This window comes from Acidimicrobiia bacterium (genome assembly GCA_040878325.1).
Classification (GTDB): Bacteria; Actinomycetota; Acidimicrobiia; order Spongiisociales; family UBA11373; genus JAUYIV01.
Window position 1 is genome coordinate 111,828 of the sequence record JBBDMM010000016.1, and the last position, 20,485, is coordinate 132,312.

Here is a 20,485-nt window from a genome sequence, read left to right on the forward strand (position 1 = left end):
GTCTCCTCAGCGCCTGATCAGCGTTTCGCGAATCTCTTCCAGCCGGTGGCTGACCGTGCCGTCGATGACGACGTCACCCACCCGTGCAACCACGCCGCCGATCACCGACGGATCGACGACGGTCTTGACCTCCACGTCCCTGCCGGTCGCCTTGCTGAGCGACACGGCCAGACGGGCGATCGTCTTCTTATCCAACTCGCCGGCGGAACGCACCTCGGCGATCACCTTGTTGCGCCCCGCGGCGGCACGCTCGGCGAGGCGATCGGCGATCGCTGGCAGGTCGCCGCCACGCCCCAGCCCGACCACGAAGTTGACGAGATTCATCGCCAGGGGCGACGTCTTCTCCCCGAGCAGGTCGTCGATGACGGCCTTCTTGCGATCGACGGGCAGGCGAGGATCCGTCAACGCGGCACGAAGCTCGTTCGATGACTCGAAGGCACGGGCGATCCGGAAAAGCTCGTCGCCGATGCGCTCGAGTTCGCCCTCGGCCTTGGCCAGTTCGAGAATGGCGGCGGCGTAGCCGTCGATGCGGTCGTCGGCAGCCATCAGGCCTTCAGCTCTTCCAGTTCGGCGATGTATCGATCCACCAGCTTCTTCTGCACGGACGCGTCGACCGAGTCCGACACGACACGGCGGGCGAGGTCGAGCGACAGCGAGGCCACTTCATCGCGAATCGACGCCGCGGCGCGCTCGCGCTCGGATGCAGCCGACTCCCTGGCCTTGCGAACGATCAACTGCGCCTCGGTCTCGGCCTTGCCGACCATGTCGGTCCGCAAGGCGTCGGCGGACTTCCTCGCCTCTTCGACGATCTTGTTGGCTTCGTCACGGGCCATGGCCAGTTGTTGCTTGTAGTCGGCGAGCAGGCTCTCGGCCTCGTGCTTGGTGTTCTCGGCGGCGGTGAGCTGGCCGATGATGGCCGCCTGTCGCGCTTCGAGCCGTTTGTCGACCATGGGCAGCACCCATTTCCACACGAACACGAAGATGATCCCGAAGGCGATCAGGCCCGCGATCAACTCAGAGCTCGCCGGGAGCAGCAGGTCGATGCCGCTGGGCTCGTCGTGTTCTTCGGCGACCTCGCCGAAGAACCGCATCGCTGCAGTGAGTTGCAACACGTTTACACCCTCCTCAGGCGATGAAGAACAGAACGAATCCGATCAGCGCCAGCGCCTCGGTGAAGGCGATGCCCAGGAACATCGTGGTCCGGGCCTGGCCTGCAGCCTCGGGCTGCCGGGCCATCGCCTGAATGGCGTTGCCCACGATGATGCCGATCCCGACGCCGGGACCGATCGCGGCAAGTCCATATCCGATGAGCGCTATGGCTCCTTTGATCTCTTCCATATCTCTCTTTCCTCCTCAGTGCTCCGGATGCACCGATGTCTGGATGTACACCGCCGACAAGAGCGTGAAGATATATGCCTGAAGCACGATCACCACGAACTCGAAGGCGAAGATCCCCAGCCCGAAGATGAGCCAGGGGGCTCCGATCACGGGCCTGAAGTCGTACTGGGCGCCATAGACCACGAAGGCAACGAGGGCGACCAGCGCCATGTACATGGCGAGCCGCTTCTTTCGCTTCGTCAGCAGGAAGACGGTTCCCGCGACCGCGAGGCCCACTACCGCCAGCGATGCCATGGCGATTGTCTCGTTGGGGTCGCCGCCCGTGTGCGTGATGAACAGATAGCCGCTCCCCAACAGCAGAGTCAACATGAGGTGGCCGGCGACGAGGTTGGCGAACAGCCGGACCGCCAGGGTGATCGGCCTCAAGAGGAATGTCGAGACGAACTCGATGAGGCCGACGAGCCAGCGGAGGCCAACAGGAACGCTCTTGGGCCAGATGATGGCCCCTACGTACGAGAACCCATTCTTGGCGAAGCCGACGAACATGAAGATGACCCAGGTGAACACCGCCAGCATCAGAGGAAGCGCCATCCGCGAGGTGATGGGGAAGTTGATGAGCGGCACTAGTTCGAAGATGTTGCCGACCAGCACGAATAGGAAGACCGCCAGCAGGTATGGGGCGTACTTGCCGCCGTCGGGGCCGATCGTCCCCTTGGCGACATCGTCGCGTACGAAGGACACCAGCGACTCCATCACGACGCCGAACTTCCCGGGGACGATCTTCGGAGTGCGAAATGCGAAGTAGAGGGCGGCGACGACTGCTGCGGTGCCGAGGAAGATCAGGAAGACCGTCCGGGTGAAGTCGAACGGCCCGATCGAGAACAACGCCTCTTTGAACTCGAACAACTCGACGACGTTCGTCGGGGCGCAGATGATTTCGGCGGCAGTGTCGCAATGGTGGCTCTCGGGAATCGAGGTCGAATAGATCGCAACCCCGACGGCGAACGCCGCCAGAGCAAGCATGATGATCCGGCCGCGCCAGGTCATCGGTTCTCCGCATTCACGAGTCTGCCGTACCTCAAGCCGTCAACTCCAGGTCCTTCTCTTTGCCGCGGGCGACCGCGACCGCCTCCAGTACCAGCAACACCAGGTATGCGGCCACCGCGGCCACCCCGAATGCGAGCCGATCGATGTCGAACTGCCGCGCAACCACCATCATCACCACCGTGATCAGCAGAAGTCGCAGCACGAAGCCGAACAGCGCGGCCGCATGATAGAGACCGAGCGAGATCCGTGCCGCCGCCGAAAGAACGAGGCCCGACAACAGGAAGTTGACCACCACGATGGTCACCCCGATCGCGGCGGCAACCGCACCGTCGCTCCCGCGGACCGCCCACATGGCAAGCACGGCCGCGGGGCCCACGACCACTGCCCGCCGCACCGTATGGCGCGCCAGGACCGCCTCGACGTCACTGGTCACGGTTGGCAATCGTCCACATCCTCCCAAAACCGACGATCGAACCGGCGATGATCCCGATCACCACCAGCACCGGATAGGTGTCGAAGAGGCGGTCGGCGATGGCACCCAAGAGGAGGCCCGCCATGATCGACCCGAAGAACGCCATCGAGTCGTTGGCGCTGCGGGCGGTGAGGCCCCGATCTTCCAGCCGGCTCATGTCCCCCTCGACCGCTTGTGAATTCCTTCACAATCTACCGCGCGGCCGGCACCCCCGCAACCGGTTATCACACGTGCCCCGGAAATTCTGCCGGATAGGCAGGGAATTCTGCTGCGAGCGCGGCGACCCGGGACCGTACCTTCGAGATCGCCGCCTTGTCGTCACGGCCATGGAGGGCAGCGGCGAGGAGTCGCCCGACTTCGGCCACCTCGTCTTCCTTCATCCCGCAGGTGGTGGCGGCGGGGAGCCCGATCCGCAGCCCCGACGCCCGGTAGGGCGGCCGGGGGTCGAAGGGGATCGTGTTGAAGTTCAGGGTGATGCCCGCCTTGTAGACCGCACGGGCAGCGTCCTTGCCGGTCAGGTCCTCGTCCACCGAACGGAGGTCGATGAGGAACAGGTGGTTGTCCGTGCCCCCGGACACCACCCGCACCCCCTCCCCCGCCACGGCCTCGGCCATGGCCGCCGCATTGGCGACGATCTGACGCGCATAGGTCCGGTAGTCCTCGCCGGCGGCCTCGTAAAAGCACACCGCCTTGGCGGCGATGTGGTTGTTGATGGGACCGCCCTGAGCGTTCGGAAAGACTCCCTTGTCGATCGCTGCCGCGTGATCGGAAATCGAGAGGATCAACCCCCCGCGCGGCCCCCGCATCGCCTTGTGGGTGGTGGCGGTGACGACGTGGGCGTAAGGCACCGGGCTCGGATGGGCGCCTCCGGCGATCAAACCGATGATATGGGCGGCGTCGACCATCAGGATCGCCCCTACCTCGTCGGCGATCTCGCGGAATGCCCGCCAATCGAGAAACCGCGAGTACGCCGAATATCCGGCGACGATCAGCTTGGGGCGCTCCCGCCGCGCCACGGCGCGCACCTCGTCCATGTCGACGGTCTCCGACTGCGGGTCGACCCCGTAGGCGGCGAAGTCGAACAGGATCCCCGAGAAGTTCACCGGCGAGCCGTGGGTGAGGTGCCCGCCCTGATCGAGGCGCATCCCCAGGATCTTGTCCCCGGGCTCCAGCAGGCCGTAGTAGACCGCCATGTTCGCCTGGGCGCCGCTGTGCGCCTGGACGTTGGCGTGCTCGGCCCCGAACAGCCCCTTGGCTCGCTCGATCGCCAGAGATTCCATCTCGTCGACGACCTCACAGCCCTCGTAGTAGCGCTTCCCGGGATAGCCCTCCGAGTACTTGTTCGTGAAGACCGACCCGGATGCCTGCATGACGGCCCGGGACACGAAGTTCTCCGAGGCGATCAGTTGGATGTGGGTGCGCTGCCGTTCGGCGTCCTTCTGGATCAACGCTTCCATCTCTGGATCGACTTCGTGGAGCGGGGAGCCGAACATCGGAGTCCTGGTGTTGGGGCTCCGAGGGTAGTGGGTCACCCGCATCGCCCGTCCCCGGCCGGCGCCGGCGGGGGGCGGGGCCGGCGGTCGACCTGCTGCCGGCAGGCTGGTGGCTCGCAAACTATCGTCCGGTGCGCACCCCATAGCGAAGGAGGATGGAAATGGGAACCTTCGACGGGTTCTTCGAGACTTTCGGGAATCTCGACTGGCTCGCCATCATCGTGGCCGTCGTGGTCGTGGGCGTGACTGTGGGCACGATCTTCTACGGCCCGACGCCGATCGGCAAGAAGTGGGCCACGGCGGCCGGGGTTCCCTTCAGCATGAAGGTCGACAAGCGCTATCTGCCGGGATTCCTCCTGGCCCTGCTCATCCAGATCGGCGTCGCCTACCTGGGTGCCCTCGACGACATCGAGCACTCGCTGGTGACCGCGCTCGTCGTGACGCTGTTCGTCGTCGTGCCCGTGAGGTACGGGGACGTCATATGGGCGAAGGGATCGAAGACCACGGCCCTGATCGACACCACATACATCTTCGGCGCCTTCGCAGTGGGCGGCTACGTCCAGGGACTGTTCGCCTGACCGGTGAGGTCTTGATGTGCTGGCCCGCGCGGGCCAGCACATCCGCGTCACGGCCGGGAGCTGGCGGTCGATCCGCTTAGCCCGGCCTCCCGGGGACCTGTCGCCTCGCTTCTCGCTCGGTGATCATGTCGGTGATGCCGCTGGCGGTGTAGGCGAACAGGGGGGCGATCGTCGCCGATCCGTCGACCGAGAGCAGACCGAAGAGGAACGTGGCCAGGAGGAAGAACCCGACGGTCCCGATCCGCCGCCAGACCGAGTGGACTCCGGGATCGACCCGGAGCGCCAGCGCGCCGGCGACCCCGAAACAGAGCACGACCGCGCTGCCGGGGTCGCTGGTCAACACCGAGAACAGCACGAAGCTCCCGATTGCAGCCGGAGCTAGCACCAGGCCCGTCTTGATCGGCGTAGGCGCCCGGGACACGCGGCCGAGCACCACCAGCGATAGCGGAGCAATGATCAGCGCGGTCGCCACCCCGGCCCAGGCGTTACGGCTGTCGCCGTCCTCGAACGCGAATGCCGCCCCGATCGCCGAGAAGTACGCGAAGAGAAGGAGCACCGTCGCCCATGCGATCGCCGGCCACCGGCGCGGCCGGGCGTTGGGGTCACGGAACCGCTCGGCGCGGGCCACGATGCGTTCGGACTTGTCGCGGGTGTATCGGGCGATGTAGGCCTCGCGTTCGGCTTTCGGAGGCCGACGCGAACCCTTCTGGCGGCTCATTTCGGGTTCAACCGTATCGGCCCCTGGCGGAGTACGACGGGGTCGGGCCCCGACAGGTCGACCACCGTCGAGGCCTCTCCCAGCCGGGCGACTCCTTCGAGGTACACCGCCACGCCGTATCCGAGAGCGAACCTCGCCTCGTCGGCTGTGCGTGCCGGGGGCTCCCCGCTCCGATTGGCGCTCGTCACCGCAAGCGGACCCGCCGCCTTGAGCAGCTCGAGGGCGACAGGGTGGTCGGGCACTCTGATCGCGACGGTCCCGCGGTCGTCGCCGATCCACGCCGGAGCATCCGGTGATTTCGGCACCACGACCGTGAGAGCGCCCGGCCAGTGACCCACCGCGTCGACCGCTCCCAAACCGCTGAGATCGGCGATCCCGGCGAACGCGTCGGCGTCAGCCCCGAGCACCGGTATCGGCGTTGCGGCATCCCGCTGCTTGACCTCGTAGAGGCGCGCTACCGCCTCGCGGTTGAAGGGATCCGCCCCGACCCCGTAGACCGTATCGGTCGGCACCCCGACCAGAAGCCCCCGCTGAAGCGCATCGAGTGCATCGGCGATCGCGTCTCGTGTCACTTGGCCCCCGAAGCCGCATCGAGCGAGGCGGAGGAGGAGCGCAAAGCGCGATGCGCTATGCGCTGACGGGCCAAGCTCGTATCGGGTAGCGCACTGCGCATTGCGCATCGCGGGGTTTCACCCACAGCAGCTGGCTCCTTTGCGGGCGACCAGGATTCGATCGCGGCCGGCGAGGTCCTGGCGAATCTCTCGGTCGAACGCCGAGAAGAGTTGCATTGCCTCTTCGGACTGCCCGTCGCCGATCTCGCACAGGACCCACCCACCGATTCCGACCGCCCAAAGGGCATCGTCGGCAATGCGGGCGAGGATCTCGGTTCCGCGGGGACCGGAGAACAAGGCCTGGTGCGGTTCGTGATCGCGGATTTCTGCGGGGAGGTGGTCGCCCGATGCCACGTAGGGCGGATTGGACACCACCAAATCGATCCGGCCGTGCAGTTCGTCCGGTAGGGGCTCGAAGAGGTCGCCATGCAGAAAGGTGACCTCGAGACCGGTGATCGCGGCGTTCTCCTTGGCGAGCGACAACGCGCCCTCACTGATGTCGGTGGCGAAGACCCTCGCCTCCGGAAACGCATGCTTCAACGCCAGCGCCAGGCACCCTGACCCGGTCCCCAGGTCGGCGATCACCGTCCCGGGGCCAGCCCGGCCGAGCGAGCGCACCGCCTCCTCCCACAACCGCTCGGTCTCGGGGCGGGGGATCAAGGCCCGCGGGTCGATCTTCAGGGTGAGCGGCCCGAAGTCGACCGTCCCCTCCAGGTACTGGAGAGGCTCGCCCGCCTCACGACGGGCGATCAGGCGGTCCAATCGTCGGGCCTCATCGACGGTCAAGCCGGAGTCGACGGCAAGCGCCGACGCGGATCGGCCGCTGACCGCAGCCCAAAGGCGGGCGAGCTCGTGCGCAGGCAGGGTCATAAACAAAGGGTATCCCGCTGACCGCTGCCGCTGCCAGCTGCCCGCCATCACTTCGCGCATTGCGCATTGCGCATTGCGCATTGCGCATTGCGCCTTGCGCATCGCCTATCTTCACCGGATGCCCTCTCTCCCCTACGGCTCCTGGCCTTCGCCGATCTCGGCCGACGCGGCCACCCGGAGCGGTATCCGTTTTACGGACGCCATCAGGGTCGACGGCGCCGATCTCTATTGGGTCGAGAGCCGGCCACACGAGGGCGGCCGGTCGGCGTTGGTGCGCCGCGACGGCGCAGGCACGATCGCCGACTTCGGGCCCGCCGACTTCGACGCCCGGAGCCGTGTCCACGAATACGGCGGGGCGGCCTACATCCCCTTTGGGGGTGTGGTGTATGCCGCCCGGTTCGACGATCAGCGTTGGTATCGCCTCGAGGAAGATCGCGCCGACGCCATCACTCCCCCAGAGGAGCCCGGACCACGATTCGCCGATCTCACTGTGGGGGCCGGATGGGCGATCGGGGTTCAGGAGCGGCATTCGCCGGAAGGGGAGCCGGAGAATTCGCTTGCCCGGATCGACCTCGGGGGGGGTGCGCCCGCGGTCGTGGCCTCCGGCCACGACTTCTTCGCGACTCCGCGGCTCTCGCCCGATCAACGGCGCATTGCCTGGCTCACGTGGGATCACCCGAACATGCCCTGGGATGGCACCGACTTGTGGGTCGCGGACATCGATGCCACCGGACTCGAAATCGGAGCACCAACTCATGTCGCCGGCGGGTCGGCCGAGTCGGTCCTGCAGCCCGAGTGGGGACCGGACGGTGCGCTGTACTTCGCTTCGGACCGCACCGGGTGGTGGAACCTCTATAGGTTCGACTCGACGGTCACGCCGGTGTTGATCGACGAGGCCGAGTACAGCCAGGAAATGTGGAATCTCGGTCTACGACGCTTTGCCTTCCTCGGCGACGGACGACTCGTGGTCGCCAAGGAGGCGGTGGACGGGGACCGGTTGGTGGTCGTCGAGCCACAGCCGCGGGAGCTCGACTTGCCGTTTCAGTCCTTGGGCACGTCGATCGCGACGCGAGGCTCTTCGGTCTTCGCGGTTGCGGCGGCATTCGATCGCCCCACATCGGTGGTGAGAATCGATGTGGACACGGGTGAAGTCGAGGTGATCCGAAGCCCCGACGGCCAGCCGATCGACCCTGGATTCACGAGTATCCCCGAGCAGATCGTCTTCGACACCCCCGACGGCCCGGCCCATGCCCTCTGCTATCCACCACAGCATCCGAGCCACACCGGTCCGGAGGATGCGGCGCCACCGGCGATCGTGAACATCCACGGCGGGCCGACTTCACGTCTCTCGATGGGGCTCGACCCCGAGCGTCTCTTCTGGACCAGCAGGGGTTTCGCCATCATCGACGTCGACCACGGAGGGTCGACGGGCCACGGAAGGGCGTACCGCGAGCGGCTCCGTGGCCAATGGGGTGTCGTCGACGTCCGCGACTGCGCCCTGGCGGCGGCCGAGTGCGCCCGAAGGGGTCTTGCCGACGCCTCGCGCCTGGTGATTCGCGGTGGGAGCGCTGGCGGGTTCACCGTCCTGGCAGCGCTCGCTCATCGGCACGAGTTCGCCGGAGGTGCGGCCAGATACGCCGTCACTGATCTGGAGACGCTCGCCGCCGACACCCACAAGTTCGAATCGCGCTACCTCGACACCCTCGTCGGACCGTACCCGGCCACCCGCGACCGGTACATCGAGCGCTCCCCTGTCACCCATTGCGACAGAATCACCGCCCCGGTACTGCTGCTCCAGGGCTCCGAGGACAAGGTGGTGCCACCCTCCCAGGCCCATGCGATGCGTGATCGGTTGCTCGCCAACGGCGTACACGTCGAATACATCGAGTTTACCGGCGAGGCCCACGGCTTCCGAGGGGCTTCGGCCCGCATCGGTGCGCTCGAGGCGGAATTGGCGTTCTTTGGCCGGGTGCTCGGCTTCGACCCCCACGACCGAACAGACGACGGCGGCTCCGTATGACCCGGGTCCACGATCGAAATGCCGACAACCGGTGAGGGCGTAGAGTCCCGTGCCTATGCGGCGCACCCTTGCCTTGCTCCTCACCATCGCTGCCGTGAGCGGGGCCTGCGGCGGCACTGCGACGGACGGCTCCAGCACCACCGCCGGGCCAGGGACCACCACCGCACCGACGATCCCTCCGCCGGACGGCGAGTTTCCCGGCGACGAGGAACTCCTCGCCCTCGACGATGAGGTCCGCCGGGGCGTCCTTGGCAACGGCCTCACCTATTACATCCGTGAGAACACCGCGCCAGGTGCGCGAGCCCAACTGAGGCTTGCGGTCAAGGCCGGGTCGGTGCAGGAGACGGCAGACCAGCGGGGAGTCGCCCACTACCTCGAACACATGATGTTCAACGGAACCGAGCGCTATCCGGCCAACGAACTGATTCGCGTGTTGCAGCGTTTCGGCTCGGAATTCGGGGCCGATATCAACGCGTACACCAGCTATGAGGAGACGGTCTATTTCCTCGATCTCCCCACCGACGATCCGGCGACGATCGAGGCGGGGTTCGATGTCCTCTTCGAGTGGGCCTCCGCCGCGACGCTCGACCCAGGCGAGGTGGATCTAGAGCGCGGTGTTCTCCTCGAGGAGTGGCGCATCCGCGACCAGGGGTTCTGGGGCCGTTACTTCGTGGGCGTCACCGAACGCCTTCTCGCCGGCACCCTTTACGCCGAGCGCAATCCGCTAGCGGGACCGGCACTCCTCGACACGACGACAGTCGAAGGCCTTCGTGATTTCTACGACCGGTGGTACCGGCCCGACAACATGGCGATCATCGCGGTCGGTGATTTCGACGCGGACGACATCCAGGTGCTTATCGAGGACCGGTTCGGCGACCTGGTGCCACGAGGCGGCCTCGATCCCGTGCCCATCGTTCCGACCGAGGCATTCACCGAGCCTGCCTTCTTGATAATGGCCGATCCCGAGTCGCCAGAGACATTCGTGGAACTCAACTACCCGGTGCCCGTGGCCGGGGATCCGAGCACCGTCGGGTCCGTGCGCCGCGAGGTGGCCTCCCAACTCGCCTTCGACATCCTCGCAACGAGGCTCCATGAGGACACCTTGGGCACCGTCACCCCATTTTTCGACCCTTCCTTCGCTGCCAACCCGCTGGTGCGGACCCAGGCGAGCCCTGGAGTGGCGGCATACACCAACCCCGCCGACCTGGGCGCGACGACGGAGTGGCTGCTGATCGAGGTGGAGCGGGCTCGTGCCCTCGGTTTCACCGAGGACGAGGTCTCCCGGGCCGTCGAGCGCTACCGGGCGCTCGTCGAAGCCGAGTACGACCAGCGCGATTCCACCCAGGACCGCCAGCATGCCGCGGCCTACACCGAGCACTTCCTTGGCAACCATCCCGCGCCGACGGCGGAGGCGTGGCGAGACATCCAACTGCGCATCCTCGACGAGATGACGGTCGACCAGGTCTGGACCGCGTACGCCGGCACCGTGGAGAGCACGCACCCGCTCGTCATCCTCGCCGGACCCGAGTCCGCGGCACACCTCTTCCCCAGTGAGGCGGAGCTCCTCGCCTTGATCGAACAAGTGGCCTCCACCCCCGCCCTCCCCCGTGCAGACGAGGTGATCGAGGTAGGGCCGCTGATGGCTCGACCGGAGCCCGCCGAGACAACTTCGCGCGGCACTTTCTCCGATACCGGCCTGCCGATGATCGTGCTCGAGAACGGTGCGACGGTCGTGCTCTTTCCGACGACGATCCATGCCGGCCACCTCACGCTGCTGGCCAGCAGCCCGGGCGGATGGGCCGCCCTGGCAGAGAGCGCGGTCGCCGAGGCAAAGCTGATCGACTCGATAATCGGGGTGAGCGGCATCGCCGACCTCGACGCCGTCGCCCTCGAACGGCATCTCGAGGGCGAGACCGTCTCGCTCGTGCCCTACGTGTCCGAGGTGGAGGAAGGCTTCTTTGGTGAGGCGGCCACCAAGGATCTCGAAACCCTGATGCAGTTGCTGCACCTCCAGATGAGTGCTCCCCGGTTCGATCCGATCGCGATCGACATCGTGCAGAAGCGGTGGGCACCGATCGTGAGCGACCCATACGCGGTGCCCGATCGGGCCGTGGCGGTGGCACTGGCGGAGATTCGATTCCCCGGTGATCAGCGGTTCGGACACCTGGTGAGCCCCGAAGAGCTCGCCGCGCTCGATCTCGAGGAGGTGCGCGCGGCGTTCGCCGACCGCTTCGGCAACGCGGGGGACTTCGTCTTTGCCCTGGTCGGTGACTTCCAGGTGCCCGAGGCAGAAGACCTGGTCAGGCGCTACATCGGCACCCTGCCCGCGGCCCCGGGCCGCGAGGACCAGACGAACGTGCGCCCTGCGTCCCCAGCCGGGGTCGTCGAGGAAGTGGTCGAGGCCGGCACCGGAGTGAGAGGCGGGATCGTCTACCTGTTCAGCACACCGCTGACACTCGATCCGGATGTGAGAGTGGCTGCCGCCATCCTCGAAGCGATCATCCAGGACCGCCTCACCACCAAGATCCGTGAGGAACTCTCGGCCTCCTACTCGCCGTCCGTCCGGATCGCCGTCGTCGAGGATCCGGAAGACCTGGTCGACATCATCATCAGAGTCGACGGCGATCCCGAGAACCTCGGGCTCGTCGCGGAGGCAGTGCTCGAGACCCTGACCGATCTCGCAGTCGAAGGACCAACCGACGAGGAGTTCACGGTGGGCAGGGAACAGGTGCTGCGCAACTACGAGCTGATCAACAACGCCTCATTGGCGCAAGCCATCATCTTCTCGGCCTTCAACCCCGGCGAGTTCTACAGCGAGATCATCGGCCGGATCGATCGGGTCGCGGCCATGGAGATCGATGCAGTCCGCACGCTGGCCGGCCAACTGATCACGCTCGACGACTACATCGAACTGCGGCTGGTGCCCGTGGGATTTACCGGCTGACGCCGGCAAATCCCAGCCACCAGCCACCAGCTAACCCGCGGATAGCCTGCGCGCCTCCTCATCCAGGACGAGGGCGTCGATGAAGTCGTCGAGGTCGCCTTCGAGGACCTCGGGGAGCCGCTTGATGCTCAACCCGATTCGGTGGTCGGTAACCCGGTTGTCCTTGTAGTTGTAGGTGCGGATCTTCTCCGAGCGGTCACCCGACCCCACCTGGCCTTTGCGATCCGCCGCCAACTCGGCGTGCTGCCGATCCAACTCGATCTGATAGAGGCGCGCTCGGAGCACCCTGAGCGCCTTGGCCTTGTTCTGCAGCTGGGATTTCTCGTCCTGGCAGATGACCACCAGCCCGGTGGGCTTGTGGGTGATCCGCACCGCCGAGTCCGTGGTGTTCACCGACTGGCCCCCGGGCCCGGATGATCGGAACACATCGATCTGCAGGTCGTTCTCGTCCACATGGATCTCGACGTCCGCCACTTCCGGCAGCACTGCCACGGTCGCCACCGAGGTGTGGACCCGTCCCTGCGACTCGGTCTTGGGAACCCGCTGTACCCGGTGGGGGCCGGCCTCGTACTTGAACCGTGAGAACGCCCCCCGGCCCTTGACCGCGAAGGTGATCTCCTTGAAACCACCGGATTCCGAAAGTGACGTGTTGAGGGGCTCGATCGACCAGCCATGCTGCTCGGCGTAACGCTGATACATCCGGAACAGGTCGGCGGCAAACAGGGCAGCCTCATCGCCCCCGACGGCTGCCCTGATCTCGACGATCACATCCTTCTCGTCGTTGGGGTCCTTGGGGACGAGCATCACCCGCAACCGCCGGGCCAGACGCTCTGCGGTCTCCGCCCGCTCCTCGGCCATCTCTTTCAACTCCGCCGATACACCCTGATCGGATTCCTCCCTGGAAAGCTCGAGGGCCTCGGACGCCTCGGAGTCAGCTGCCCGGTACTGGTGATACACCTCGATCAGGCCCTTCAACTCGGAGTGCCTGCGGGCCACCTCGGTGTAGCGACTTTGATCGCCGAGAATCTCGGGATCGGTCAGCTGTTCGATGGTCTCCCCGTAGGCGACCTCGACCTCGGTCATCCGATCGACGAGAGGCTGGTCCATCAGGAGGACATTACGAAGCCGAGGGCACCCGGTGCGATCGGACCGCGGGCCTCGACTTCATCACGCTCCTCGGGATCGAGGGCGGCGAGGAGCGAAGCCACCGCCACCTCCACCTGATCGTCCGAGGGTTCGGACGTGGTGAGACGCTGCAACCAGATGCCAGGCTTGGAAACGAACGACAGCCACTTGCTATCGGCCGCCGCCTTGAGGATCTCGTACGAGACCCCGGCGATCACCGGAATGAGAAAGATGCGGCTCGCCACCAGCCAGATCAGGGCCGGCCGGCCAATGGCGGTGAACACCAAGATCGCCACCATGATCACGATCAGCAGGAAGTTGGTGCCGCAACGAGGGTGGCGGGGGCTGTGCTTCTGGATCTGCTCGACGGCAAGGGCTTCGCCCGCCTCGTAGGAGTGAATCGTCTTGTGCTCTGCGCCGTGGAACTCGAACACGCGCTTGATGTCTTTGCTGCGGCCGATCAGCCAGATGTAGCCGATGAACATACCGAACCGAACGAGCCCGTCGACCACATTGAAGAGGACGTCGGAGTCGCTCCCCGCAAGTCTCTCGACCCCACGGGCAGCGAACAGGGGCAGCAGCATGAACAGCCCCACGAAGAGAACGAGGGCAAAGACCATCGCTAGGGCAATCGAGCCACTGGTCAGCTCCTTGCCGTCCTCTTCGACCCCCGCCTTGCGCGCCGACCACGACAGGGCCCGGAACCCCAGGGTCAGCGACTCGGCGAGAACGAGCACCCCACGAATGAGGGGGACTTTGGCCCACGACGAGCGCATCGAGAGGCGCGGCAAGCGGTTGCGCCGCGCCTCGATGATGCCGTCAGGCCTGCGGACCGCGACCGACCAGGCATTGGGGGCGCGCATCATCACGCCTTCGATGACGGCTTGCCCCCCGACCGTGGCGCCCGGAGGGCGGCTCACCTAGGCGTCCGAGTCGGCGGCGTCGGACCCGTCGGCACCGGTGAAGGTCTCACGACCGTACCGCTTGCGGAAGCGCTCGACCCGTCCCCCGGAGTCCACGAGAATCTGCTTGCCCGTATAGAACGGGTGGCTGGCGCTCGAGATCTCGACCCGGACCATCGGATAGGTGTTCCCGTCCTCCCACTCGATGGTCTCCGACGTCGCAATCGTCGACCGCGTGAGGAACTTGAAGCTCGACGAGGTGTCGACGAAGACGACCTCGCGATAGTTGGGGTGGATGTCTTTTCTCACACTGTTCCTTGTTCGGCGGGCAGGTTAGCCCGTCAGTTGTTGGCCGATTTCGCCACGTCGGCGAGGAACTCGGCATTCGACTTGGTGCTCTTCAAGCGGTCGATCAACAGCTCGAGCCCTGCCGCCGGCTCCGGAAGCGCCAGCAGGACGCGGCGGAGACGCCACACCTGGATCAGCTCGTCCGGATCGAACAACAATTCCTCTTTGCGGGTTCCGGAAGCCTCGATATCGATGGCCGGGTAGACCCGCTTGTCGGCGAGCTTGCGGTCGAGGCGCAGTTCCATGTTTCCGGTGCCCTTGAACTCCTCGAAGATGACCTCGTCCATCCTCGAACCGGTCTCGACGAGAGCGGTTCCCAGGATCGTCAGGCTTCCGCCCTCTTCGATGTTGCGGGCGGCGCCAAAGAAGCGCTTCGGCGGGTAGAGGGCAGTCGAGTCGACACCACCGGAGAGGATTCGGCCCGACGCGGGCGTCGCCAGGTTGTAGGCGCGTGCCAGGCGGGTGATCGAGTCGAGCAGGATCACGACGTCCTGACCGACCTCGACCAGGCGCTTGGCGCGCTCCAGGGCCAATTCGGCCACCTGGGTGTGCTCTTCGGCCGGCCGGTCGAAGGTCGAGTAAATCACGTCGCCCTTCACCGATCGCTGCATGTCGGTCACCTCTTCGGGGCGCTCATCGACCAGGACCACGATCAGGTGGCATTCCGGGTTGTTGTGGCTGATCGAGTTGGCGATCTCCTTGAGGACGGTCGTCTTGCCCGCCTTCGGTGGGGAGACGATCAAACCGCGCTGCCCCTTGCCGATGGGGGCGATGAGATCCACGATCCGGGCGAGCACGTGATTGGGCTGGCCCTCGACTTCGAGACGGAGTCTCTGGTCGGGGAACAGCGGGGTGAGATCGCCGAACTTGGGACGGCGATGCGCCTCTTCCACACCCATTCCGTTGACGTGGTCCATGCGGATCAGCGCCGGGAACTTCTCCTGCGACCGCGGAGGGCGGATCGGGCCGCTGAGCACGTCGCCGCGACGCAACCCGAACTTGCGAACCTGCGTGGCCGAGACATACACGTCCTTCTCACCGGGGAGGTACCCGGTACAGCGAAGGAACCCGTAGCCCTCGGGGAGGACATCGAGGATCCCTTCGCGCACCTCGGCATCGGAGTCGTCCCACTGTTGCTGGTGCTGCTGCTGGCCACCGCTCGCGGGGCGGGCGCCACGGCGGTTGCGGTTGCGCCGGCGGTTGCCGTCGTCGTCATCGTCGGATCCCTCGGCTGGCTTGCGATCGCCGCCGACCCGCGGCTGGCCGTCCCCCCGGCTCGAATCGCCGTCATCGCCGCTGCGACGCTCCTCGATGGCCGGCAGGTCGACGGGAGCAGGGGCGTCGCTGCCATCGAACTTGTCCGACTCGAGGATGGCGGCGATCAGCTTCGACTTCTGAAGAGACTGGTGGTCGGGTACGTCGATCGCTGCAGCGATGGTGCGCAACTCGTCCAGGTTCTTTTCCTGCAGCTTGGCTCTGCTGGTCATTTGATCCCTTTCCCTACAAGCGTGGGGTCCGCAAGACCGCGGGGACTCGATCCCGAGGCGTTCCTACGACTTCGCACTCTTGCCTTTGCGCTCGGTGAGCGCCTGCTGATATGCGTTCCAGTCCTGGGTGAACCGCTGGTTGCCGATGTCGGTCAGCGGGTGGTTGAAGAGTTTTTCCATCACCTCGAATGGCATGGTCGAGGCGTCTGCGCCGATCCGGGCCGAGTCGACGACGTGCTGGGGGTGGCGCAGACTCGCCGCCAGGATCTCGGTCTCGTATCCCTGAACGGTGTAGGTCTCCACCAATTCCGACAGCAATTGGAGTCCGTCGTTCCCGATGTCGTCGACCCTTCCGAGGAAGGGGGAGACGAAGGTGGCCCCGATGTTCGCCGCCAGAATCGCCTGAGCGGCAGAAAAGACGAGGGTCACGTTGATCGGATGGCCCATCTCGACGAGACGGGCACCGGCCGCGATGCCCTCCTGGGTCATCGGAACCTTGACCACGACATTATCGGCAATTTTTCGCAGTGCTTGACCCTGGCGGACCATCTCGTCACGGTCCTCGGCGACGACCTCCGCCGAGACCGGCCCCGGCACCAGATCGGTGATCTTGCGGATCAAGTCCTCGAATTCGAGCCCTTCCTTGGCGGCAAGGGTCGGATTCGTGGTGATTCCGTCGAGAATTCCCCACCCCGCCGCGATTTCGATATGAGCAAGGTGGGCCGTGTCGAGAAAGAGCTTCAAAGATGCCTCCGAGCCGGGAGCCTCGACCTACACAGGGGCACGGCGGCGCCGTCCAGATGTCGGGGTCGAGAAGGTTGGGTCGAATACCCAAAATCGATTGTAGACGGTCCTGAGCCATCGGCAAAGCCTCGCGGGACCGGCCCCAGCTCCTGCCACGGCCCCGGCCAGACCGGCGGCGGGTGGCACGAGCGCGTGCCCTGCTGGCTGGAGCCGGAGCGGGAGCCGTGGCCGGGCTGGTACTACCAGCCGAGTTCTTGGGCTACCGCTTCTCCCGACGGTGGGACCGGGGTTCCGAGTTCGGATGCGCCGGCGGCTGTCTCCGGGTCTTTGAGTCCATGGCCGGTGAGGGTGCAGACCACCGGGCCCTCGGGCAGCCGGTCGCCGAGGGCGATGATCCCGGCCACCCCGGCGGCACTGGCGGGCTCGACGAAGATGCCCTCTCTCGAAGCGAGGAGGTCATAGGCCTCCATGATCTGCTCGTCGGTCACCGCAGCGATCAGACCACCCGATTCCATCCGGGCCGTTACGGCGCCCGCCCATGAGGCGGGGTTGCCGATTCGAATGGCGGTCGCCACGGTCTCGGGCTGCTCCACTGGCGCGCCGAGTACCAACAGTGCCGCTCCCGCTGCCTGGAACCCCCACATCTGCGGAGCCGCCCCGATGGCCCGGTAACCGAGCCAGGTGGCGGTGATGTTCCCGGCGTTGCCCACCGGTAGGGCGTGCACCGCGGGGGCGCCGCCAAGATCGTCGGCCACCTCCCAGGCGGCGGTCTGCTGTCCGGCGAGCCTGAACGGGTTGATGGAGTTGACCAAAGTCACCTCATGCACCTTTGCGAGTTCCTGCACTGCGCGCAGCGCGGCGTCGAAGGAACCGTCCACCGTGATGATCCGGGCACCATGGCGGATCGCCTGGGCGAGCTTGCCGAGCGCCACCTTGCCGGCGGGCAGCACCACGATGCATTCGATCCCGGCACGGGCTGCATACGCCGCCGCCGATGCCGAGGTGTTGCCGGTGGAGGCGCAAGCCACGGCCTTCGCCCGCGCTTCGACGGCCTTCGATATCGCCAGAGTCATCCCCCGGTCCTTGAACGACCCGGTCGGGTTGGCCCCCTCGATCTTCAAGTGGACCGATCGGCCGACGATCTCCGATAGATGTCTCCCGAGGATCAGTGGCGTGCTCCCCTCCCCGAGGGTGATGATCGGGGTGTTGGCCGTGACCGGGAGGCGGCCTCGATAACGCTCGATGACTCCGTGGGTCACGCTTCGTCGCCTTCGACCCGGATCGCCGAGGCAACCTCGCGCACCGCGTCGAGCCGGCGCAACGCTTCGGCGGACGACCGCTGAGCCGCCTCCGGCGCACCGTGAGTGACCATCAGCAGCGTGGCACGGTTCCCGCGGCCGTCCTGACGCACCGACTTGATACTGACTCCCGCCGCGCCGAATGCTCCGGCTATCTGGGCGAGGACCCCGGGACTGTCCTCCACCTCGAGACGGAGACACCACTGAGTAGGTGTCGAGGCGAAGGACCCGGCGCCACCGGTGATCGCGGGTGTCACCTCCACGACGAGGTCGACGCGATCGTCATCGACGAGTTCCATAACATCGGCGGTCAGCAAATCGGGGGCCACCGATCGGGGACGGGCGAGGTCGCGCACGGCCACCCGGCGCACTTCGAGATCGAGTCCCGTCCGCGCGGTGACCGCGGCGCGATCGGCGACGAGGCGTTCGATGAGAGTGCCGCCAACCGTCCCTGCCCCGGCAATGCCGATTCCGATGGTGCGCATCCCGGGAGGGTAGGCGGGCGGCCTCCGGCCGCCTTGGGCCGGGCTTCCTGGCCCGCCCCCGCTCCAGCTCCATCCCCAGCCAGACTGGAGGCATGGTCTGGCTGGGGATGGAGCCGTGGCCGGGGCTGGTGTTCCTACATGCTTTCGGGAGCCGTCAGCCCGAGCAGACCAAGGACCCCCGCCATGACGCTCTTGGCGCCCTCCACCAGCCACAGCCTCGCCTGGGTGACGGCATCGTCCTCGGTGACGATCCGGCAGTCCGAGTAGAAGCGATGGAACGCCGTGGCGAAGTCGTACCCGTAGGCAGTGAGACGGTGCGCCGCTCTCCGGCTGGCCGACTCGAGTACCTCCTCGCCGAACCGATCTATCTCGCGCAGCAACGCCACCTCTGCCGGGTGGTCGAGCACCGACAGGTCGACGTCTTCGAGGGGCCGGCGGGTCACACCCTGTTCGGAGGCGAACCGTTCGAGAGCGGCCATGCGGGCGTGGGCGTACTGGAGGTAGTAGACGGGGTTGTCCATAGACCGCGCCTTGGCGGCCTCGAGGTCGAAGGTGATCGTCGTGTCGGGGCTGTAGGCCGCAAGGTTGTACCGGGTGGCATCGGCGCCCACCTCCTCGAGCACTTCCCGAAACGTGATGAACTCGCCGGCGCGGGTCGACATGCGGACGGGTTCACCGCCGCGACTGACGTTCACCATCTGGTTGATCACGATCTCCAACTGATCCGGCTGGTGACCCATGGCCTCGACCGCGGCCTTCATCCGTGGGATGTAACCGTGATGGTCGGCGCCCCAGATGTTGATAACCCGATCGAATCCCCGCTCGAACTTTTCGCGGTGATAGGCCACGTCGGGGGCGATGTAGGTGTAGGTGCCATCCGACTTCACCAGCACCCGGTCCTTCTCGTCCCCGTAGTCGGTGGTGCGGAACCAGATCGCCCCCTCCGCCTCGTAGATGTGGCCCCGCTCCCGGAGCTCATCGATCGCCGCTGCCACAGCACCCGAGTCATGAAGATCGTTCTCGCTCGTCCAGACGTCGAATGAGATCCCGGCCAACTCCAGAGTCTCCTCGATGTCCTTCATCGCCCGCGCCAAACCCCACTGCCGGATCGCCGACCGGCGGCCTTCCTCCGGAAGGTCGGCAGAGGCATCGCCGATCTCGGCGGCCATTTCGGCTGCCCACTCTGCGATGTATGCGCCGTGATACCCGTCCTCGGGCACCTCGGCGTCGCGACCCAACGCCTGGAGATAACGCGCTTCGAGACTGGCACCGAAACGGTCCATCTGGACCCCAGCGTCGTTGTAGTAGTACTCCCGCGTGACCGGGTGGCCCACGTACTCGAGCATCCGAGAGAGCACATCGCCGATGACGCCCCCCCGGCCATGGCCGATGTGTAGCGGACCGTTGGGATTCGATGAGACGAACTCGACCTGGATCCGCTCGCCCGCCCCGAAATCCGAGCGGGCGTGATCGGGACCGCCCTTCGCAGCGATTCGCAGCACCTCGTGGTACCAGGACGCCGCCAGGCGAAAGTTGAGGAACCCGGGGCCAGCGACTTCGACGCCGACGACATGAGGGATCGCGGGCAGGTGGGCCAGCACGATTTCGGCGACCTCACGGGGGGGCTTTGCTGCCGGCTTGGCGGCAGCCAGGGCGACATTCGTGGCCCAGTCTCCGTGCTCCCGGTCACGAGGCCGTTCGACCACGAAGTCGAACGACCCGACCCCAGGAAGACTCCCGTCGGCGACGGCAGCCTCGAGGGCGGAAGAGATCGCCGCTCGGATGGTGTCGGGAAACTCGCTCATCCATGGATCGTAACGGGCGGGGTTTGGCCTCCAGGTGCGTTGATACACTCGCCACCTCCCAGCCCTCGTAGCTCAGGGGATAGAGCGTCGGCCTCCGGAGCCGGAAGCGCAGGTTCGAATCCTGCCGAGGGCGCGAATAGTCTCCAGTCTCCAGTCTCCAGTCTCCAGTCTCCAGTCTCCAGTCTCCAGTCTCCAGTCTC

The 20,485-nt window shown here is 66.2% G+C and carries 21 protein-coding genes and 1 tRNA gene; 4 read left to right on the forward strand and 18 right to left on the reverse strand.

All coding sequences use genetic code 11. From position 1 onward, the window contains the following. Positions 1–6: 6 nt before the first annotated feature. From atpH to glyA, 7 genes are all read right to left on the reverse strand, one after another. Positions 7–546, reverse strand: coding sequence for an ATP synthase F1 subunit delta (gene atpH, locus WD184_09455; protein MEX0826958.1), 540 nt, complete (start codon positions 544–546; stop codon positions 7–9). Beyond that, positions 546–1,112 carry a F0F1 ATP synthase subunit B gene (gene atpF / locus WD184_09460; GenBank protein MEX0826959.1) on the reverse strand — a complete coding sequence of 189 codons (567 nt, stop codon included), beginning with the start codon at positions 1,110–1,112 and terminating at the stop codon, positions 546–548. Before atpF ends, atpH begins: the two co-directional genes overlap by 1 nt. A gap of 13 nt (positions 1,113–1,125) precedes the next feature. After that, positions 1,126–1,338 (reverse strand): ATP synthase F0 subunit C, encoded by a 213-nt coding sequence (atpE, locus tag WD184_09465; GenBank protein MEX0826960.1) that lies wholly within the window; start codon positions 1,336–1,338, stop codon positions 1,126–1,128. A 15-nt stretch (positions 1,339–1,353) separates the two neighbouring features. Beyond that, on the reverse strand, positions 1,354–2,385 hold the full coding sequence (gene atpB, locus WD184_09470; GenBank protein ID MEX0826961.1) for a F0F1 ATP synthase subunit A: 1,032 nt from the start codon (positions 2,383–2,385) through the stop codon (positions 1,354–1,356). A 31-nt stretch (positions 2,386–2,416) separates the two neighbouring features. Then, the gene (locus WD184_09475; protein MEX0826962.1) at positions 2,417–2,818 is read right to left on the reverse strand and encodes a hypothetical protein; all 402 of its coding nucleotides are present in this window, start codon (positions 2,816–2,818) and stop codon (positions 2,417–2,419) included. Further along, a complete protein-coding gene (locus WD184_09480; protein ID MEX0826963.1) occupies positions 2,808–3,014 on the reverse strand; it encodes a hypothetical protein in 207 nt (68 codons plus the stop codon). The genes WD184_09475 and WD184_09480 overlap by 11 nt, the downstream gene beginning before the upstream one ends. A gap of 67 nt (positions 3,015–3,081) precedes the next feature. Continuing rightward, a complete protein-coding gene (glyA, locus tag WD184_09485) occupies positions 3,082–4,389 on the reverse strand; it encodes a serine hydroxymethyltransferase (protein MEX0826964.1) in 1,308 nt (435 codons plus the stop codon). Positions 4,390–4,511: 122 nt separating this feature from the next. Here glyA and WD184_09490 point away from each other — a divergent pair, with 122 nt between their 5' ends. Next, positions 4,512–4,928, forward strand: a complete 417-nt coding sequence (locus tag WD184_09490; GenBank protein ID MEX0826965.1) for a DUF1761 family protein — start codon at positions 4,512–4,514, stop codon at positions 4,926–4,928. Between the two features lie 76 nt (positions 4,929–5,004). Here WD184_09490 and WD184_09495 read toward each other — a convergent pair whose 3' ends face one another. From WD184_09495 to prmC, 3 genes are all read right to left on the reverse strand, one after another. Next, the gene (locus WD184_09495; protein MEX0826966.1) at positions 5,005–5,646 is read right to left on the reverse strand and encodes a hypothetical protein; all 642 of its coding nucleotides are present in this window, start codon (positions 5,644–5,646) and stop codon (positions 5,005–5,007) included. Beyond that, the gene (locus tag WD184_09500) at positions 5,643–6,218 is read right to left on the reverse strand and encodes an L-threonylcarbamoyladenylate synthase (protein ID MEX0826967.1); all 576 of its coding nucleotides are present in this window, start codon (positions 6,216–6,218) and stop codon (positions 5,643–5,645) included. The genes WD184_09495 and WD184_09500 overlap by 4 nt, the downstream gene beginning before the upstream one ends. 117 nt (positions 6,219–6,335) lie before the next feature. After that, positions 6,336–7,127, reverse strand: coding sequence for a peptide chain release factor N(5)-glutamine methyltransferase (prmC, locus tag WD184_09505; GenBank protein ID MEX0826968.1), 792 nt, complete (start codon positions 7,125–7,127; stop codon positions 6,336–6,338). Between the two features lie 118 nt (positions 7,128–7,245). Here prmC and WD184_09510 point away from each other — a divergent pair, with 118 nt between their 5' ends. Both WD184_09510 and WD184_09515 read left to right on the forward strand, forming a co-directional pair. Further along, on the forward strand, positions 7,246–9,147 hold the full coding sequence (locus WD184_09510) for a prolyl oligopeptidase family serine peptidase (GenBank protein MEX0826969.1): 1,902 nt from the start codon (positions 7,246–7,248) through the stop codon (positions 9,145–9,147). 55 nt (positions 9,148–9,202) lie between these two features. After that, entirely contained in the window at positions 9,203–12,091 is a 2,889-nt protein-coding gene (locus WD184_09515; GenBank protein MEX0826970.1) for an insulinase family protein, read from the forward strand. A gap of 30 nt (positions 12,092–12,121) precedes the next feature. Here WD184_09515 and prfA read toward each other — a convergent pair whose 3' ends face one another. From prfA to argS, 8 genes are all read right to left on the reverse strand, one after another. Then, on the reverse strand, positions 12,122–13,198 hold the full coding sequence (gene prfA / locus WD184_09520; GenBank protein ID MEX0826971.1) for a peptide chain release factor 1: 1,077 nt from the start codon (positions 13,196–13,198) through the stop codon (positions 12,122–12,124). After that, on the reverse strand, positions 13,198–14,136 hold the full coding sequence (locus tag WD184_09525; GenBank protein ID MEX0826972.1) for a DUF1385 domain-containing protein: 939 nt from the start codon (positions 14,134–14,136) through the stop codon (positions 13,198–13,200). Before WD184_09525 ends, prfA begins: the two co-directional genes overlap by 1 nt. Continuing rightward, the gene (locus WD184_09530) at positions 14,137–14,427 is read right to left on the reverse strand and encodes a type B 50S ribosomal protein L31 (protein MEX0826973.1); all 291 of its coding nucleotides are present in this window, start codon (positions 14,425–14,427) and stop codon (positions 14,137–14,139) included. A 32-nt stretch (positions 14,428–14,459) separates the two neighbouring features. Continuing rightward, on the reverse strand, positions 14,460–15,953 hold the full coding sequence (gene rho, locus WD184_09535; GenBank protein ID MEX0826974.1) for a transcription termination factor Rho: 1,494 nt from the start codon (positions 15,951–15,953) through the stop codon (positions 14,460–14,462). Between the two features lie 63 nt (positions 15,954–16,016). Further along, the gene (fsa, locus tag WD184_09540; GenBank protein ID MEX0826975.1) at positions 16,017–16,697 is read right to left on the reverse strand and encodes a fructose-6-phosphate aldolase; all 681 of its coding nucleotides are present in this window, start codon (positions 16,695–16,697) and stop codon (positions 16,017–16,019) included. A gap of 239 nt (positions 16,698–16,936) precedes the next feature. After that, positions 16,937–17,956 (reverse strand): threonine synthase, encoded by a 1,020-nt coding sequence (gene thrC / locus WD184_09545; GenBank protein MEX0826976.1) that lies wholly within the window; start codon positions 17,954–17,956, stop codon positions 16,937–16,939. After that, positions 17,953–18,480, reverse strand: a complete 528-nt coding sequence (locus WD184_09550) for an ACT domain-containing protein (protein MEX0826977.1) — start codon at positions 18,478–18,480, stop codon at positions 17,953–17,955. Before WD184_09550 ends, thrC begins: the two co-directional genes overlap by 4 nt. A 134-nt stretch (positions 18,481–18,614) precedes the next feature. After that, positions 18,615–20,285: an arginine--tRNA ligase gene (gene argS / locus WD184_09555; protein MEX0826978.1), complete on the reverse strand. Its 1,671-nt coding sequence runs from the start codon at positions 20,283–20,285 to the stop codon at positions 18,615–18,617. Positions 20,286–20,346: 61 nt separating this feature from the next. On the opposite strand from argS, the gene WD184_09560 reads away from it, so the two are divergent. Beyond that, positions 20,347–20,418: transfer RNA gene (locus WD184_09560), tRNA-Arg, on the forward strand. The last annotated feature ends 67 nt before the right edge of the window (positions 20,419–20,485 follow it).

Bases quoted from the DNA above. Each gene is read 5' to 3' on its own strand.
- atpH (MEX0826958.1), bottom strand. From the start codon at position 546: ATGGCTGCCGACGACCGCATCGACGGCTACGCCGCCGCCATTCTCGAA.
- atpE (MEX0826960.1), bottom strand. From the start codon at position 1,338: ATGGAAGAGATCAAAGGAGCCATAGCGCTCATCGGATATGGACTTGCC.
- atpB (MEX0826961.1), bottom strand. From the start codon at position 2,385: ATGACCTGGCGCGGCCGGATCATCATGCTTGCTCTGGCGGCGTTCGCC.
- WD184_09480 (MEX0826963.1), bottom strand. From the start codon at position 3,014: ATGAGCCGGCTGGAAGATCGGGGCCTCACCGCCCGCAGCGCCAACGAC.
- WD184_09490 (MEX0826965.1), top strand. From the start codon at position 4,512: ATGGGAACCTTCGACGGGTTCTTCGAGACTTTCGGGAATCTCGACTGG.
- WD184_09495 (MEX0826966.1), bottom strand. From the start codon at position 5,646: ATGAGCCGCCAGAAGGGTTCGCGTCGGCCTCCGAAAGCCGAACGCGAG.
- prmC (MEX0826968.1), bottom strand. From the start codon at position 7,127: ATGACCCTGCCTGCGCACGAGCTCGCCCGCCTTTGGGCTGCGGTCAGC.
- WD184_09510 (MEX0826969.1), top strand. From the start codon at position 7,246: ATGCCCTCTCTCCCCTACGGCTCCTGGCCTTCGCCGATCTCGGCCGAC.
- WD184_09515 (MEX0826970.1), top strand. From the start codon at position 9,203: ATGCGGCGCACCCTTGCCTTGCTCCTCACCATCGCTGCCGTGAGCGGG.
- prfA (MEX0826971.1), bottom strand. From the start codon at position 13,198: ATGGACCAGCCTCTCGTCGATCGGATGACCGAGGTCGAGGTCGCCTAC.
- rho (MEX0826974.1), bottom strand. From the start codon at position 15,953: ATGACCAGCAGAGCCAAGCTGCAGGAAAAGAACCTGGACGAGTTGCGC.
- WD184_09550 (MEX0826977.1), bottom strand. From the start codon at position 18,480: ATGCGCACCATCGGAATCGGCATTGCCGGGGCAGGGACGGTTGGCGGC.
- argS (MEX0826978.1), bottom strand. From the start codon at position 20,285: ATGAGCGAGTTTCCCGACACCATCCGAGCGGCGATCTCTTCCGCCCTC.